The sequence below is a fragment of the Streptomyces sp. NPDC021622 genome, from assembly GCF_040640795.1.
In the GTDB taxonomy this organism is placed as follows: Bacteria; Actinomycetota; Actinomycetes; order Streptomycetales; family Streptomycetaceae; genus Streptomyces.
This window is the reverse complement of record NZ_JBFACK010000019.1, coordinates 98603-115315: the sequence shown is the minus strand read 5'-3', so window position 1 is coordinate 115315 and position 16713 is coordinate 98603. Positions and strand designations below refer to the sequence as shown.

Annotated in this window: 15 protein-coding genes, 2 tRNA genes and 1 pseudogene; 1 reads left to right on the top strand and 17 read right to left on the bottom strand. The window is 70.8% G+C overall.

Features of this window, described 5'->3' with window-relative positions; genetic code table 11:
* Positions 1–89 precede the first annotated feature (89 nt).
* Positions 90–914, top strand: a complete 825-nt coding sequence (locus tag AB0G47_RS32425) for a YceI family protein (RefSeq protein ID WP_360777294.1) — start codon at positions 90–92, stop codon at positions 912–914.
* Positions 915–1013: 99 nt separating this feature from the next.
* Here AB0G47_RS32425 and AB0G47_RS32420 read toward each other — a convergent pair whose 3' ends face one another.
* From AB0G47_RS32420 to AB0G47_RS32340, 17 genes and pseudogenes are all read right to left on the bottom strand, one after another.
* Entirely contained in the window at positions 1014–1784 is a 771-nt protein-coding gene (locus tag AB0G47_RS32420; RefSeq protein ID WP_360777292.1) for a TetR/AcrR family transcriptional regulator, read from the bottom strand.
* Between the two features lie 114 nt (positions 1785–1898).
* Complete coding sequence (locus AB0G47_RS32415) at positions 1899–3404, bottom strand: MFS transporter (RefSeq protein ID WP_360777290.1); 1506 nt, start codon at positions 3402–3404, stop codon at positions 1899–1901.
* A 104-nt stretch (positions 3405–3508) separates the two neighbouring features.
* Positions 3509–5581, bottom strand: a complete 2073-nt coding sequence (locus AB0G47_RS32410) for a glycosyltransferase family 39 protein (RefSeq protein ID WP_360777288.1) — start codon at positions 5579–5581, stop codon at positions 3509–3511.
* The gene (locus AB0G47_RS32405) at positions 5578–6888 is read right to left on the bottom strand and encodes a bifunctional glycosyltransferase family 2/GtrA family protein (protein ID WP_360777286.1); all 1311 of its coding nucleotides are present in this window, start codon (positions 6886–6888) and stop codon (positions 5578–5580) included. Before AB0G47_RS32405 ends, AB0G47_RS32410 begins: the two co-directional genes overlap by 4 nt.
* Positions 6889–6914: 26 nt before the next feature.
* On the bottom strand, positions 6915–8540 hold the full coding sequence (locus AB0G47_RS32400) for a HAMP domain-containing sensor histidine kinase (RefSeq protein WP_360777284.1): 1626 nt from the start codon (positions 8538–8540) through the stop codon (positions 6915–6917).
* 10 nt (positions 8541–8550) lie between these two features.
* On the bottom strand, positions 8551–9312 hold the full coding sequence (locus AB0G47_RS32395) for a response regulator transcription factor (protein ID WP_360777282.1): 762 nt from the start codon (positions 9310–9312) through the stop codon (positions 8551–8553).
* A gap of 88 nt (positions 9313–9400) precedes the next feature.
* Positions 9401–10202: pseudogene (locus AB0G47_RS32390) on the bottom strand (amidohydrolase family protein).
* Between the two features lie 94 nt (positions 10203–10296).
* Positions 10297–10641, bottom strand: a complete 345-nt coding sequence (locus AB0G47_RS32385) for an antibiotic biosynthesis monooxygenase (protein ID WP_360777280.1) — start codon at positions 10639–10641, stop codon at positions 10297–10299.
* Between the two features lie 114 nt (positions 10642–10755).
* The gene (locus AB0G47_RS32380) at positions 10756–11610 is read right to left on the bottom strand and encodes a DUF2797 domain-containing protein (protein ID WP_360777278.1); all 855 of its coding nucleotides are present in this window, start codon (positions 11608–11610) and stop codon (positions 10756–10758) included.
* Between the two features lie 100 nt (positions 11611–11710).
* Entirely contained in the window at positions 11711–12316 is a 606-nt protein-coding gene (locus AB0G47_RS32375) for a hypothetical protein (protein ID WP_360777276.1), read from the bottom strand.
* Between the two features lie 47 nt (positions 12317–12363).
* On the bottom strand, positions 12364–13665 hold the full coding sequence (locus AB0G47_RS32370) for a hypothetical protein (protein WP_360777274.1): 1302 nt from the start codon (positions 13663–13665) through the stop codon (positions 12364–12366).
* Positions 13665–14465 carry an ATP-binding cassette domain-containing protein gene (locus AB0G47_RS32365; protein ID WP_360777272.1) on the bottom strand — a complete coding sequence of 267 codons (801 nt, stop codon included), beginning with the start codon at positions 14463–14465 and terminating at the stop codon, positions 13665–13667. The genes AB0G47_RS32370 and AB0G47_RS32365 overlap by 1 nt, the downstream gene beginning before the upstream one ends.
* 38 nt (positions 14466–14503) lie before the next feature.
* Complete coding sequence (locus AB0G47_RS32360; RefSeq protein ID WP_360777270.1) at positions 14504–14923, bottom strand: hypothetical protein; 420 nt, start codon at positions 14921–14923, stop codon at positions 14504–14506.
* Between the two features lie 157 nt (positions 14924–15080).
* Positions 15081–15632, bottom strand: a complete 552-nt coding sequence (locus tag AB0G47_RS32355) for a GNAT family N-acetyltransferase (RefSeq protein WP_360777268.1) — start codon at positions 15630–15632, stop codon at positions 15081–15083.
* 22 nt (positions 15633–15654) lie between these two features.
* Positions 15655–16050: a VOC family protein gene (locus AB0G47_RS32350; RefSeq protein WP_360777266.1), complete on the bottom strand. Its 396-nt coding sequence runs from the start codon at positions 16048–16050 to the stop codon at positions 15655–15657.
* 120 nt (positions 16051–16170) lie between these two features.
* A tRNA-Arg gene (locus AB0G47_RS32345) sits at positions 16171–16243 on the bottom strand.
* Between the two features lie 191 nt (positions 16244–16434).
* Positions 16435–16525, bottom strand: a tRNA-Ser gene (locus tag AB0G47_RS32340).
* Positions 16526–16713 lie beyond the last annotated feature (188 nt).

Here is a 16713-nt window from a genome sequence, read left to right as displayed (position 1 = left end):
GGTCACCACCGCCGGGGGCCGCACTTTTTGAAGCTCGCACAGCACGCGCAGCACGCACAGCACGCATAGCTCGCAAGGAGATAAACGGGATGGGACCGGGACTTACAGCGCGGATCCGGACGCGTGACGGCTGGGCGGTATCCCACGCCGTCGTCACCCTCACCGACATGACGGGTACGCAGGTGCTGCGGGCCGCGGCGGACGAGGAGGGCGCGGTGCGCGACACCACGGCGCTGCCGGCAGGACCGTACACGGTGATCGTCACCGCGGTCGGTTACGCGCCCGTGGCCTCGACCGCGCTCGTCACCGCGAGCGGCCGTGCCGAGGTCGGCAACGTCGTCCTCGCCCGGCAGGGCGGCACGGAGCTGCCGCCGCCGGGGCCGTGGACCGTCGACCCCGCGCACTCCACCGTGGGGGCGACCGCGCAGCACCTGGGGATCACCAGCGTGCACGGCCGGTTCACGGAGTTCGGCGGGCGGATCGACATCTCCGAGGACGTCGAGAAGTCCCGGGTCGATGCGGTCATCAAGTCCTCCTCCATCGACACGGGCAACGGCATGCGGGACGGCCACCTGAAGTCCCCCGACTTCCTGGACGTCGACCAGTACCCCGAGCTCACCTACCGCTCGACCGGTCTCACGCCCGCAGGCTCCGACCGCTGGACGGTGCACGGCGAACTGACCATGCACGGCGTCGTACGCCCGGTCGACCTGGAGCTCAGCTATCTCGGTACGGGGGCGGATCCCTGGGGCGGGACGCGGGCGGCCTTCCGGGCCACGGCGGAGCTGCGCCGCGAGGACTTCGCGATGAACTACAACCAGGTGGTGCAGGCGGGCATCTCGGCGATCGGCACGACCCTCCGGGTGGAGCTGGACGTCCAGGCGGTGCAGGGGGATTCACTGCCGCAGGGCTGAGCCCCGCGCCCCGCAGCCGCGAGTGCCGAACAGACCTTTCCCGCCCACCCGCCCGATTGCCCGGCAGCGGCGAGGCGCGGTGGCCGCCGCAGGGCCCCGCTACAGCTGTGCCTCGATGCCCGCCACCAGGAGGTCGAGGGCGACCGTGAAGTCCAGTTCCCACATCTCCTCGACCGTGTTCCCGCCCCGCGCCTCCATCATCTCGGAGGCGCTGTGCAGGGTCTCCTCAAGGCCCGGATCGGACTTGACCGCGCCCATGGCTTCCTTGAAGTACTCCGCGGGCGTCATCCCGGCGGCGGCGCACCGCGCGAGGTAGTGGCCCTGCACGGTGCCGAATCCGTACACGAACTGGAAGACCGCGGCGATCGCGCCGGTCTGCTTCTCCGTCGGAAGACCCGTCTTGCGCACCACGTCCTGCACGGTCAGCGCGAACTTGAGCCAGTTCGGGCCGATGTTGAGGAAGTTGCCGACGAGCGGTGACACCCAGGCGTGCCGGACCAGCAACCTCCGGTACTCCGACGCCAGTTCGCGCAGCGTCTCGCGCCACCGCTCGGGCGTGACCGACTCCGGGTCCGGCAGGTTCATCTCGCCCGCGGCCGCGTCCAGGGCCAGTTCGAGCAGGTCGTCCTTGGTGTCGACGTACCAGTACACGGACATCGCCGTGACGTTCAGCTCGGCGGCCAGGCGCCGCATGGAGAACTTGGCGAGGCCCTCCTCGTCGAGGAGGCGGACCGTGGCCTCGGTGATGCGGTCACGGTCCAGGCCTGTCGGCTGATCACTCCTGCGGCCCGCGCCGTTCCGGGGGGCCTTGCCCTCCAGCCAGACGCTGGTCCGCGCGGGGCGCTTCGCGCGGTCGGCTGCCTTCACCATGGCGCACCTTCCTGGTCCTGAGCTCTTGTACCGATGACCGATGACCGATATCCGATGGTCCGGAGCGGGCGGCGGACCGGCCGGAATGAGCCACTCCGCCGCCCGCACTCGATGCTAAGCGGACGCCGTCTTGGCAGAGTCTGCCCTTTCCGCCCGCTTCAGCAACGCGGCGGCGACAACGCCTCCGAGGAACACGGCCACCGCCCCCACCAGCTGACTGGTCTCAAGGCCTGAAGAGAACGCGTCGGCGATCTTTGCCCGCTCGCCCTCCGTGTCGGCCGCGGCGAGCGCGGCAGGCAGCGATGCCGCGGACACGGCCACCAGCGAGGCGAACTTCGAGTTGAGGACCGCACCGAGGACGGCCACGCCGAGCCCGTTGCCGAACTCCGCGAGCGTGCCGTTGACGCCCGCGCCGACGCCCGCCTTCTCCGGTGGTATCGCGCTCATGATGGCGTTGGCCATCGCGGGCATGGCGAGCGCGATGCCCGCGCCCATCACGATGAGCCCGGTCAGCATCCCGCCGTAGTTGTCGCCGCCGAGCACGGCGATCGCGGCGAGCCCCGCGGAGAGCAGGGTCATGCCGATGGCGATGGTGACCGGAGTGCTCGTCTTTTTGAGAAGCCGTGCGCCGAGGCCGGTGAAGTTGAGCGCGACCACGGTGACCGCGAGCGGCGCCGTCCGCAGGCCGGCCTCCAACGGCTCGTACCCCAGGACGAACTGGAGGTGCTGGGTGAGCAGGAAGAGCGAGCCGCCCATGCCGAAGGCGACCAGGATGGCGCCCGCGACGGCGCCGATGAAGCGCTGGTTGCGGAAGAAGTGCATGTCCAGCATCGGGTACGGGATGCGCAGCTCCCACCAGACGAAGACGCCGAGGACCACGACGCCCACCGCGGCCGCAACCAGCACCTGCGTCGACGTCCAGCCGTGCTCGGGCCCGGAGATGATCGCGTAGACGACCGACGCCATGCCGATGGTGGAGAACACCGCGCCGAGCAGGTCGGGCCGGTCGCCCTGCGGGTTCTTGGACTCGGGGATCAGCTTCACGACGGCGACGAAGCCGAGGACCGCGACGGGGATGTTGATCAGGAAGATCGCGCCCCACCAGAAGTGGTCGAGCATGACGCCGCCGACCAGCGGGCCGATCGCGAAGCCGAGGGAGTTGACGGTCGACCAGAGGCCGATCGCCTTCATCCGCTCGCTGTCGTCGAAGATCTGCACGATCACGGCGAGCGTGGTGGTCATCAGGAGCGCGCCGCCGATGCCCATCCCGGCCCGCGCGGCGATGAGCTGCGTGGAGGACTGGGCGAGACCCGCGACCAGCGAGCCGATGCCGAAGAGGGCGAGGCCCGCGGCGAGCATCTTCTTGCGGCCGTAGCGGTCGGCGGCGCTTCCCGCGGTGAGCAGGAGGCCGGACTGGACGAGCGAGTAGGCGTTGATCATCCACTGGATGTCGGCCGTGGACGCGTCCAGCTCCTTGGTGAGGGAGGGGATCGCGACGTTCAGGACGGTGTTGTCCAGGAGGACGGTGAGCGTGGCGAGGCAGATGACGCCGAGGATCAGCCAACGCTGAGGGTGTGCCTGGGGGGTGGTGGGGGTCTCGGCGGTCGTCGTTGCCGTCATACCCTCTCCTTCTTCTTGTACGGCGTATGGGAGGTGAGCGATGTACACCGTAAGGCATCTCCCGTACGCCGTACAAGAAGGTTTCCGTCAGCTCTTGGGCTGCGTCAGGTCCTGGGCTGCGTCAGGTCGTAGAACGTGGCGCTGCCGACCGTGACCTTCTCGAAGGAGTCCTCCACCCAGGAGGTGATCTTCGATGCGGTGCCGCTGTCGCCGCCCATGCCGCCGCCTCCGCCCTGGCCGCTCTGGCCGCTCTGGCCGCCCTGGCCGCCCTGGCCGCCCGAGATGAAGTAGTGCACCTTCCCGTCGGCCACGTACTGCTTGAACTGGGCCAGCGTCGGGGACGGGTCGCTGCCGTTGAAGCCGCCGATCGCCATCACCGGGTCGCCGGTGGCGAGCTGATAGCTCGCGGCGTTCTGCGCGCCGATGGCGGCCGCCGCCCAGGTGTAGTCCCCGGCGTTCGCCTCCAGGAGCTTCTTCGCCTTGGCGCCGACCTGGGCGCCGTTCAGGAGGCCGCCCATGCCGGCGGCGCCACGCTCACCCAGTCCGCCGCCGGGAGGCCGGCCCATGCCGCCGCCGTTCTGGCCGCCCGTCGGGGGCTGCATGGCGTTGCCCCACTGACCACCTTGCTGGCCCGGCGGCTGCATCCCGCCACCGCCGCCACCGCCGGGCCGGCCGCCACCGCCGCCGGGTCCGCCGGGTCCGCCCATCCCGCCCGCCGACGCCGGGCCCGCCGTCACGATCGACCCCGTGTGCGCGCTGTTCACGGTGGAGAGCGTGTACGCGACCGGGCCCGCGACCGCAGCGGCGAAGCTCAAACCGATGGCGGCGATGGCCAGTTGGCGCCCGAGGCGCGCGGCGAGCAGCAGGCCGAGCGCCCCCGCGAGGCCGCCGGTCAGGACCGCCCAGCGCAGCCACGGCACATGGTCCGGGGTCCGCCCGAGCAGGACGTACCCCCACCAGGCCGTGCCCGCGACGGCCGCGCCGAGCAGCGCGCCCGCCCACCACTTGGCGCGCTCCTCCCACAGGACCGTGGCGCCCATGCCGATCAGCGCCGCGATGTAGGGGGCGAGGGCGATCGTGTAGTACTGGTGGAAGATGCCCGCCATGAAGCTGAAGACGGCCGCTGTCATCAGCAGCGAGCCGCCCCACGCCACGAACGCCGAGCGCGTGGTGTCGGTCCTGCGGGCCTTCCAGGTGAGGACGATGCCGCCGACCAGGAGGATCAGCGCCGCGGGAAGCAGCCACGAGATCTGGCTGCCGATCTCGGAGTTGAACATCCGGCCGATGCCGGTCTCGCCCCACTGACCGCCGCCACCGCCACCGGGGCCGCCGCCGACGCTGCCGGTCTCCTCGCCGTTGATGCGGCCGAGGCCGTTGTAGCCGAAGGTCAGCTCCAGGAAGGAGTTGTTCTGCGAGCCTCCGATGTACGGACGCGACGACGCGGGCCACAGCTCCACGATCGCGACCCACCAGCCGCCCGCGACGACCATCGCAAGGCCGGAGAGGGCGAGTTGACCGAAGCGCTTGCGAAGGCGGACCGGCGCGCACACCGCGTAGAGGACCACGAGCGGCGGCAGGATCAGGAACGCCTGCAACGTCTTGGCCAGGAAGGCGAGACCGACCGCGACGCCCGCCCAGACCAGCCACTTGGTGCGGCCGTGCTCCAGGGCGCGGAGCACGCAGTACACGGTGACGGTCATCAGGAGCGCAAGCAGCGCGTCCGGGTTGTTGAAGCGGAACATCAGCGCGGCGACGGGCGTGAGCGCGAGCACGGCGCCCGCGATCAGCCCGGCCACCGGGCTGAAACGGCGGCGCACCGCCGCGTAGAGCACGCCGACCGTCGCGACGCCCATCAGGACCTGCGGGGCAAGCACCGCCCAGGAGTTGAGCCCGAAGAGGCGTACCGAAAGGGCCATCGGCCAGAGCGAGGCCGGCGGCTTGTCGACGGTGATCGCGTTGCCCGCGTCGAGCGAGCCGAAGAACATCGCCTTCCAGCTCTGGCTGCCCGCCTGGACGGCCGCGGAGTAGAAGGAGTTGGCGTAACCGGACGCGCTGAGGTTCCAGAAGTAGAGGACGGCGGTGGCGAGCAGCAGACCGAGGAAGGCCGGGCGGGCCCAGCGGGGGTCGCGCGGCTCCGCCACGTGAAGTGGGGTAGCCACCTGGGTAGTTGTCGTCATCGTGCGTTCCTCGGTTCGTCGGCGGAGTTCATGTCGTACGCGGAGTTCGTGCGCCGCTCCGGGAACACCCACGCCCGCAGCAGCAGGAACCGCAGGACCGTCGCCGCGAGGTTGGCCGCGACAAGGACCGCGAGCTCCGTGGCGTGAGAGGGGTCGCCGGAGGCCGCGCCGAGGGCGGCCAGGGAACCGCTGGTCAGGGCGAGGCCGATGGCGAAGACGACCAGGCCCTGTGCCTGGTGGCGCATCGCGCGGTCGCGGCCGCGCACCCCGAAGGTGAGCCGCCGGTTGGCCGCGGTGTTGGCGACCGCGGAGACCAGCAGGGCAAGCGCGTTCGCCACCTGCGACCCCGTGAACGTACGGAAGCCGGAGTAGAGAAGGAGATAGAAGAGCGTGGAGAGCGCGCCCACCACGCAGAAGCCGACCAGCTGGCGGGCGAGTCCGCCGGGCACGCCGGTCAGCTGCCGGTCCCGCGGATCGTCGCCGAAGGGGCGGGCGAGCCGGTCGAGGGGCAGCGCGCCGACCGCGAGGGCGCGCCCGACCCGCCACACCCCCTTCAGGTCGTCCGTGGCGGTCTTGACCAGGTGGACCGTTGAGTTCGGGTCGTCGACCCAGTCGACCGGCACCTCGTGAATACGAAGCCCCGCGCGCTCGGCGAGCACCAGCATCTCGGTGTCGAAGAACCATCCGGTGTCCTCGACCAGCGGAAGCAGCACCCCCGCCACATCGCCCCTGATCGCCTTGAATCCGCACTGGGCGTCGGAGAAGCGGGCGTGCAGCGAGCCGCGCAGGATGAGGTTGTACATACGCGAGATGAACTCGCGCTTGGGGCCGCGCACCACGCGTGAGCTGCGCGCGAGCCGGGAGCCGATCGCCAGGTCGGAGTGGCCGGAGATCAGCGGCGCCACCAGCGGGAGCAGCGCGTTGAGGTCGGTGGAGAGGTCGACGTCCATATAGGCGAGGACGGGGGCGTCCGATGCGGACCAGACGGCGCGCAACGCCCGGCCGCGGCCCTTCTGTTCGAGCCGTCGGTACTCGACCTCGGGGCTTGCGGCGGCGAGTCCCGCGGCCACCTGGGGCGTGGCGTCCGTCGAGGCGTTGTCCGCGACGGTGATGCGGAAGGGATAGGGGAAGGTGCGGACGAGGTGGCCGTGCAGGCGCCGCACACACGGCCCGAGGTCCTTCTCCTCGTTGTAGACGGGGATCACGATGTCCAGGACGGGCACGTCGCGCCATCCGGCGGGAAGGTGCGCCCGCGCCGGCAGAGTGACCGAGCAAGCGCCGCCCGGGGAAGAGTCGGTGGTTTGCATGCCACCGACATTCGTCAAGTGGCCTGTCAGGGCCGTGTGGTGAGCCTGTGGTCCGACTGTGAGTCCGTGACCTCGCGGTTCGCGGCGTGCGCGGCGCACGCGACGGGCAGCGTCACCGCGAACACCGTCCGTCCCGGCACGCTCTCCACCGCCACGGTGCCGCCGTGCGCGGCCACGATCGCGTGCACGAGGGCGAGGCCGAGTCCGGTGGAACCGGCGGTGCGGGAGCGCGAGGCGTCGCCGCGGGCGAACCGTTCGAAGACGTGGGGGAGGAGGGCGGGGGCGATGCCCGGACCGTCGTCCTGGACCTCAAGGCGTACGCCGTGCCCGGTGTCCCGCAGCACGCGGGCCGTGACCTTCGTGCCCGGCGGTGTGTGGGTGCGGGCGTTGGCGAGGAGGTTGACGACGACCTGGTGGAGGCGGGCGGCGTCGGCGAGCACCAGGGCAGGATCGTCGGGGAGTTCGAGGCTCCAGTGGTGGTCGAGGCCGGCGGCGCGCGCGTCGCTGACGGCGTCGACGACCAGGGGTGAGAGATCAGTGCTCTCGTACGTGAGCGGTTGTCTCGCCCCGGCGGCCCCGGCGGCACCAGCGGCACCGGCAGCACCGACGGCCCCGGGAAACCCGCCGTCCCGCCCCTCGTCAAGGCGGGCGAGCAGCAGCAGGTCCTCCACGAGCCCCGTCATCCGCTGGGCCTCGGACTCGATGCGCCCGAGGGCGTGCCGCGTGTCCGGCCCGGTGGTCTCCCGCCCCCGGCGGGTCAGTTCGGCGTAGCCGCGGATCGAGGCGAGCGGCGTACGCAGCTCATGGCTGGCGTCCGCGACGAACCGCCGCACCCGCGTCTCGCTCTCCTGGCGCGCGTGCAGCGCGGAGTGCACATGGTCGAGCATCCGGTTGAGGGACGCGCCCACCTGCCCGACCTCCGTGCTCGCATCCGCGTCGGGGACGCGCTCGTGCAGCGCCACCTCGCCGGTGTGCAGGGGGAGTTCGGAGACCCGGGTCGCGGTCGCGGCGACCCGGCGCAGCGGCCGGAGCGCGACGCCGACCATCGCGGCACCGGCGAGCGAGGCCGCGACCAGGCCCGCGGCGGTGACACTGACCTCGACGATGATCAACGTACTGAGGGTGTTCTGCACCTTGGCCGTGGGGATGCCGACGAGGAAGTCGCCGTTGACGCCGGTCGCGTACTCGACGCGGTACTCGCCGAGGCCGGCGATGCCGACGTTGTGCGGCTTCCCGTCGCGCGGCACGGAGCCCAGCGCGCCGGACTGGACCGCGTCGAGCCGCTCGGTCTGCGGCGCGGGGCTTCCGCTGTCGGTGTCCGGCTCGGTGCTGACGATGGCCTCGCCGACCGAGCCGTCGCCCCGGACGACGGCTCCGATCGTGCCGACCTCCTGGGGCCCCTTGGAGACGAACTGCAGCGGATCACCGTCGTCCGGCAGCCGGTGGCGCTCGGGCAGCGCGCCCGCGTCACCGGGCGGCCCGGACGCGCGCATCGCGACCGTGCCGAGCGAGGTGTCCAGCTGCTCGTACAGATGGGAGCGCAGCGCGACGGTCGTCACCGTCGCGATCACCGCGCAGACGACGGCGATCAGCGCCACCGCCGAGACGACGAGCCGCGTCCGCAGCGACCGCGGCTGCCGCCGCCGCGTCATGAGACCTGCTTCATGACGCGGCCGCGCCCTCGACCGATGGGGCGGCCTTGATCAGATACCCGGCGCCGCGCCGTGTGTGGATCATCGGCTCGCGTCCTGCGTCGATCTTCCTCCTCAGATACGAGATGTAGAGCTCGACGACGTTGGCCTGGCCCCCGAAGTCATAGCTCCACACCCGGTCGAGGATCTGCGCCTTGCTGAGCACGCGCCGCGGATTGCGCATCAGATAGCGCAGCAGCTCGAACTCGGTGGCCGTGAGATGGATGGAGTCCCCGCCCCGCGTCACCTCGTGGCTGTCCTCGTCCAGGGTGAGGTCCCCGACGGCGAGCACGGACTCGCTGCGCCGGCCGCTCGCCCCGGCCCGCCGGATGAGCCCGCGAAGCCGCGCCACGACTTCTTCGAGACTGAAGGGCTTGGTGACATAGTCGTCGCCGCCCGCCGTGAGCCCGGCGATACGGTCCTCGACGGCGTCCTTGGCCGTCAGGAAGAGCACCGGTACGTCGGGCAGCTCGCGCCGCAGCCTGCCGAGCACGGCGAGGCCGTCCATGTCGGGCAGCATCATGTCGAGCACCACGGCGTCGGGCCTGAAGGACCGCGCGGTCCGCACCGCACCGGCCCCGTCGCCCGCGCTGCGGATCTGCCAGCCCTCGTAGCGCAGGGTCATGGACAGCAGCTCGGTCAGCGACACCTCGTCGTCCACGACGAGCACGCGTACGGGACTCCCGTCCGGCCTGAGCAGTTCGGTACGCCCCTGGGGCGAGGTCGTAGTCATGGCCGACAGCCTGCGCCGCGCCCCTGAGAGACCTCTTGCCGGAACCTGTGAATTCCCTGAGAAACGCGCCCCGGCCAGGTGGGCAGCCCTAGACGACGGGCAGCCCGAAAAGCCGTGCCCCGTTCCCGTGACAGACGGCCCGCAGCCAGTCGTCCCCCAGGCCGAGCGGTTCGAGGGCGTCGAGCTGATGGACGTACCCGTAGGGGATGTTCGGGAAGTCCGTGCCGAGCAGGATCCGCTCCCCCAGATCCGCGAGCCGCGGCAGCTGCGCGCGGGAAGGGGCTGAGCCGCTCGGTGAAGTCGGTGAACACCATGGTCGTGTCCAGGCGGACCTCCGTGAAGCGCTCGGCGAGCGTCAGGAAGTCGGCGTACTCGGGCATCCCCATGTGCGCCACGACGAGCCGCAGCCGGGGATGCCGGGCGAGCAGCCGGCCGATGGGCTCGGGCCCGGTGTGCTTGCCCGGCGCGGGCCCCGAACCGCAGTGCGCCACCACGGGAATGCCCGCATCGGCGAGCAGCCCCCACACAGGATCGAGCAGCGGGTCGCCCGGGTCGTAACCCCCCACCTGCACATGGGACTTGAAGACCCGAGCACCGGCGTCGACGGCCTCGCGCACATATGCCTCGACGCCCGGCTCGGGATAGAACGTCGCCGTGTGCAGACAGTCGGGCGTCCGGCGGGCGAACTCGGCCGCCCAGCCGTTGAGCCACCGCGCCATGCCCGCCTTGTGCGGGTAGACCATCGACGTGAAGGCCCGCACCCCGAACTCCCGGAGCAGCGCGATGCGTTGCTCCTCCTCCTGGCGGTAGACGACCGGCCACGTCATCCCGACCAGCGGCCCAGCCGAGTCGAAGTACTCCCACACCTTCGACAGGACCCGCTCGGGCATGAAGTGCGTGTGTACGTCGACGAGTCCGGGAAGACCGAGCCGCTCCCAGAAGCGGACGACGCCTGCGGCCTCCCTGCCGTCCGGGCTCGCCGAGTCATCCCCGCTCAAAGCCATAGCTCCGCTCCACCTTGGCGACATGGACGGAGTACGTCTCGTACCACTCCGCGCGCCCCCGCCGCTGCGCCGCACGGTGCTCCGTCACGGCGCGCCACTCCTTGATCGCGTCCTCGTCGCGGAAGTACCCGACGGTGATGCCGAGGCCGCCGGGCGTGTGCGCGGAGTCCATGCCCAGGAAGCCGGGGATCTTCGCGACCAGCTCTTCCATGTGCTCGGCGGTCTCGCCGTAGCCGTGGTCGCTCTCGGTCCGCAGGGAGGTGAACACGACGGTGTAGTAAGGGGGTTCGAAGGGCGGGACAGGAGACACCGGAAGATCACTCATGTCCCTCAGGCTCGGCCACGCGCCCCGCACTGTCCACCCCTTCCCCGCCTTCATTGCCGTACGGGAGGCGAGACTTGACCCTCCGGTCAGCTTCGGCGGCGTACGGCATACGTCTCAGAACAGCCCGCCCTGCTCGACCGGCACCTCCCGCACCGGAACCGTCGTACGCGTCGCGCCCCGCACCCCTTCGAGCCGCCACCCCCGCAGCAGCCTGCTGTCGAGCACGACGAGCCGCCCCGCGTCATCCAGACACAGATCGGGCCCCGCCACGGCGACCAGCTCCCCCGAGACCACCCCGCCGTCGACGAGTTCCGTGACGGCGTACCCACGGGTCCCCGCGAGCCGCTCCACCCCGAACGCCTCCCCGTGGTCCACGATCCCGGCGGACAGCCGCTCCAGCGATTCGGGCCACCCGTCGAGCGCGACGGCGAAGCCGTGCATCCGCTCCAACTCGCCCCGCCGCGCCGCCTCTCCGGGCAGCGCGGACCTGACCGCGCGCTTCCTGGCGTACGAGATCCGGTCGGGCACCTTGAGCGCGACCCGCAGCAGCTCCTCGGCCCGCCGCGCCGCCATCAAAGGACCCCGGCCCAGCCAGGCGAACGCCACGGCCCCCTGTTCGAGCAGCCGCGCGGCGCCACGCTCCTCCCGGGTGATCCCGACCTTCACCATGCCGGGGCCGAACCACGCCAGATAGACCCGGTAGGTCCGCGGATCGTCGGCGATGGTGTCGGCGGCCACCGAGTGCGCCCGGTCGAGCCGCGCGCACTGCGCACACCGGGCCTGCGTCGCCCGCCCCGCCACCACGGCGGCATCGGGGCACGGATTCCCCCGCGCCCCCACGCACCGCCGCGGCCCGGCGGCCCGGAACCCAACGTGCCGCCCCACCACCAAGGGGCTGACGTCCCCCCGCTCCCAACCGAGCACCGGCGCCCCGTCCGCCCAGCTCAGCCCTGCACTACGCCACTCCATGGGGCCAGTCTTGTCGAAGTCCGTGCCCCGAAGGGGCGCGGGGAACTGCGCGACCAGCCAAGACGGACCCGCAGCCGAAGACCGCACACCCAGCGGAGCGCTACTGCTCCGCACGCTCCGTCTGACGGGGCCGCCCGGTGGCAGCCGCGGCCACGCCAATCACCCACAGCGCCGCAGCCACGACAGCAGCCGACGTACTGGACGACGCATGCAGCGACCAGGCCCACGACTCCGGCGTGTTGTTGCTGTCGACGCCCAGCAGCAGCGTGGGCCCGAACATGCCGAGCGGAAGCAGCCAGGCGAGCCCGCTGCCGAAGAGCCGGGCGCTGATCATGCCGAGGCCGAGATAGCCGACGACATTGCGCGCCGCGGAGCCGAACACCTCCGCGGTCGCCCCGGTGAGCAGCGGCAGCGCGCTCAGGCCGACCGCGAGGGCGAGCAGCACCACCAGGTACAGGCCCCGGTGGCGGATCATCGGCTGGGCCGACGTCTGCTCCAGGTCCGCCATCGGCGAGAACAGCGTGGTCGCGAGGATCACCGCGTGGGCCATCGGCACGACCTCGGCCACCGGCACGCTGAAGTCGACCAGATAGCGGAACTCGGGCACCGCCATCCGCTGCCCGGCGAACGCGGTCGCCACCAGGGCGACGATCAGCGCGACGCCCGTGGCCCGGGGCAGGCCCCGACAGCGTACGAAGGCGAGCACGGCCCACGTCTGAGGACTCCGTGGCGCGAGGAGGGTCCGCACAGGGGTCACCGCGGCAGCTCCGGAAGCGCACGGCAGGCACGGATGTCGTGCGCCGCCGCCTCGATCCACTTGTCCTGCTTCTCGCGCGGGGCACTGGTGATGCGCTCCAGGGCCCGCCCGAACTTCTCTCCGTAGTAGTCGCTCGGCGCGCCGGCGCGGGCACGGATGACGGCTTCGAAGAGGAACGTGCCCGGGTAGCCGCCGGTCTCCTTGAGCACCGGCGGCTCGCAGTCCGTGGCTGCGGGCTGCGGCAGGGAGGCCGCGAACAGGGCGTCGGTCAGGTCGGCCTCGGTCTCGGCGGGCGTCATCAGGGACAGCTCGGCGGTGTGACCCTTGGGCCTGTCAAGGCCGGTCGCGTAGAAGGCGCGGTTGAGCCCCTTCAGCAAGCCGAGCCGCTCGTCGACGGTCCGCACGGCGCCCTTGGCCTGCGGCAGCAGATGGCGGTCATCCGGCCACAGGCACACCTTCGTACGTCCGCTGGTGGCGCACAGCGGCTGCGCGGGCTGGGCCTTGCGCACCGCCCAGTACGAATCCGGTACCGGCGTACGGAAGCCCACCAGCGTGCCGCCCGCGACGAGCGCGGCCACCGCGAGCGCCCCCAGGGCGAGGGGCCGCGGCGCGAGCGCGGCACGGCGCCGCAGCGCGGGCAGCGCGGTCAGGAGCAGACCGAAGGCCAGACACCAGGCGACGGCGATCAGCATGCGCGTGGTGTTCGGCTCGAACTCCGAACTCCAGAACTCGTCGATCGCGGGAAAGAGCTTGTCGAGCGGGGTGTCCGGAACAAACGCCACAAAGACAAAAAGCCCGTACCAGAAGATCCCCGCGAAGGGCGCGACCACACGGGACGGCAGCGCCGAACCGATCGCGACGCCCACGGCGATCTCCAGGCCCAGCATCGCGGCCCCGAGCAACAACGGCGTCCACGAGGGCCCGCCGACCTCACTCACCCCAGCGGTCCGCGAGAACGCCACAGCAATCAGCACGGCGTACGCGATCAGCGCCCACAGCCACACCGCGAGCCAGAGCAGCAGCGCCTGCGCCCAGCCGCCGCGGGCCGCGGTGTCCGCCCAGACCCGCGTCCGGTGCCGGAAGGCGCGGCCCGCTCCCCAGGCGGCCGCGGCGCTCATCACCGAGCCCATCACGATCACCGCGTAGAGCTGGACCTGCAGGCTGGTCTGGGTCCACCAGCCGATCCAGTCGCTTTCGGCGGGGCTCTCGGCGGTGAAGTAGTACACGCCGATCGCGCCCATGAGCGCTGCGGCCCACTTGGCCTCGCCGCGCCGCATCTCGGTCAGCAGCACACGCATCAGGTCGCCACCGCTTCCGTACCGGCCAGATGCAGATACCCGGCTTCCACGGCTCCCCCGTCGACGTCCGTGCCGTCCACGCCCCCGTCCGGGAGTGCGCACAACTCGCCGACCGTCCCCGTGAACCGGACCGAACCCTCCAGGAGCACGGCAACCCGATCACACACATGGGCGACGTCCTCGGCGAGATGGGTGCTCATCACGACCGCGGACCGCTCGCCCAACTCCCGGATAAGACCCCGGAATCCGACGCGCTGGGCCGGGTCGAGGCCGACGGTCGGTTCGTCGAGGAGCACCAGAGACGGTTCGTTGACCATGGCCTGGGCGATGCCGACGCGCCGCAGCATGCCGCCGGACAAGGCCCCCATCTTCTTCCCTGCGTGCTTCTCCATCTCCACGAGCCGCAGCGCCTCGCGGGCCCGCTCACGGCGCCGGGCGGCGGGCACCTTGCGCAGCCAGGCCGCGTACTCGGTGAACTCCAGGACGGTGAAGCGGGGATAGAACCCGAAGGACTGCGGAAGTACCCCGATCCGCTGTCTGATGTGCTGCACCCTGGCCCGCCCCGGCGCCTCGTCCCCGAGGAGGCTGACCGAGCCGGACTTGGGTCTGCGCGCCGTGCTCAACAGCGACAACAGGGTGCTCTTTCCCGCCCCGTTGGGCCCGAGCAGCCCGGTGACCCCGGAGGGGAATTCAAGGGAAACGTCATCGAGGGCGACCGTGGACCCATACCGGACGGTCACGGCCGCGACCGCCGCGACCGGCTGGGAGCCGGCCGCGGCAGCGCTGTTACTACTGGTCACGTGATTCCTGATTCCTGATTACTGATCCTGATTACTGATCAGTTCTGGGCGTTCACGTAACCGTAGGCCCGGCTGCCGGGGATCCCGGCCCAGGTGGCCTTGGTGTAGTACTTGCCACCCGTGCTGGTGCCCTTGTAGCCACCACAGCCGTACCCCTGCTTGTAGCTGCGGGAGGTGCCGGCGATCTGCGGGTCAGGGCGGAAGCTCTTGTCCTGGTAGATGTAGGCGCTGAACGTCCGGGTGTCGTTCACCGGCACATCGCCACAGGCCTTGGCGTGACCGCTGCTCTTGCCCTTCCAGCGGTCACCGTCTTCCTTGCTGCCCGCGGTGGCTATGGAGAACGGAAGCCTGCTCCCGCTGATCTCCCCCGCGACCGCACCCACGGCCGGCAGCCCGATGGCCACAGCCGTCAGCGCCACGACCGCCAGCTTGCGCTTCCCCGTCAAAACCTTGCGCATCGATCCTCCAATAAAGCAGGACTTACTTGGTCGTTGATCACGCTATGTGCGGAATACGTGACTCCGCTGACCAATGCCTCAGCTGTGCTGGCGATCACACTGACGATCACGGGGCGGCGGCTCGACGGCCGGTCCGGGTGATCGCCGACGGCCGCGATCACTCGCCGGACGGCGTGCCCGAGACCCACACACCCATCCACTGTTCGGCGCCCCACGCCTCGTACCGCTGCACCTCGGTGAACCCCAGCTTCGCCGCGAGGCGCATCGAGCGGTCGTTGGCGGTCTGGGTGCAGAGCACCACCGGCTCACCGGGAAGCGCGCCGGCAAACCAGTCGAGCGCCGCCGCGCACGCCTCGGCGGCGTACCCGCGTCCCCATGCCTCCGGCAGGAGCAGGTAGCCGAGTTCGGCCTCCCCGGCATCCGGGCGGACATGGCTCCGACGCTCCGCGTCGCGCCGGTTGAGCTCGACGGTGCCGATCATCGCTCCGTCGACCTCGATCACGAAAAGGCCGGGGCGCCGCCCGGGCACCTCAGGGACTGAGCGTTCGAGCTCCGCACGCGGTCGAGGGCCGCCCAGGTAGGTGCCCACCTCTGGCGATGCGAACAGCTCGATGAACGCCGCACGGTCCCGGGACTCGGACTCGCGGAGCACCAGCCGCTCGGTCTCGATCGGGGCAGGCGGCCAGGCGACGGACTCTGGTCCAGTCATGGTGCGGGTGCCCCCTCGCGGCCTACTTCTGCGGTGCCAGGGTGCGCAGGACGTCGAACTCGTTGCCCTCGGGGTCGGCCATGACCACCCAGTTCCGGTCTGCGCCCTGGCCCACGTCCGTCGTGGTCGCGCCGAGGGCGAGCAGCCTGGTCACCTCGTCCTCGGTGCTGCCGTCGATCGGGCTGACGTCGAGGTGAAGCCGGTTCTTGACGGTCTTGCCCTCGGGCACCTGGATGAACTGCAGGGTCGGCGGCATCTGGCGGGCCCGAATGTCCTCGACGGTCGGCACCCAGGAGCCGATCTCGACCCTGCCCTCGCCCCGGTCGATCACTGTGAAGTCCAGGACCGCGCACCAGAAGGCCGCGAGCCCCTCCGGATCATGGCAGTCAACGGTCAACTCGGTGAACCTGCTCGTCATGACTCCCCCAGATAGTGCGGACGGCGCCCAGACTCTAGTAGGACGGTTGCCGTCAACGACCGCCGTCACCGCAAAAGCCAGAGGCCCCGACGATTTCTCGTCGGGGCCTCTGGTCTGCTGTGCACTCGGCAGGATTCGAACCTGCAACCTTCTGATCCGTAGTCAGATGCTCTATCCGTTAAGCTACGAGTGCTTGATTTTTCTTTTGTCTGTCTTCGCTCCCCGGCCTTTCGGCCCGCTCGCGGCGACAGGAAGAACATTACATGACCGCCGCCGCCATGTGAAATCCGTTTGCCGCACCCCTTGCGACCTGCGGAAACGTGCTTCACGGCGAGGAAACACCGAAGCCCCGGTCCAGCAGGACCGGGGCTTCGGATCATGAAGCGGAGGCGGAGGGATTTGAACCCTCGATGGGATTTAAGTCCCAAACCGCATTAGCAGTGCGGCGCCATAGACCGGACTAGGCGACGCCTCCAGCTTGCACACCTGCGCGAGCGCGAGGGGTGCGTGCAGATGATGACACAGCCGAGCGGTGTGTCACCAATCGCGGACTCCACGGTACTAGTGGTCAGGCCCACAGGGCAAAGCGTCCCGCGCGCCCGCAACGTCGCGCACCGGGCGGCGTTAGAAGCCGTAGAGCCCGTACGTGTTCGCGTACCCGGT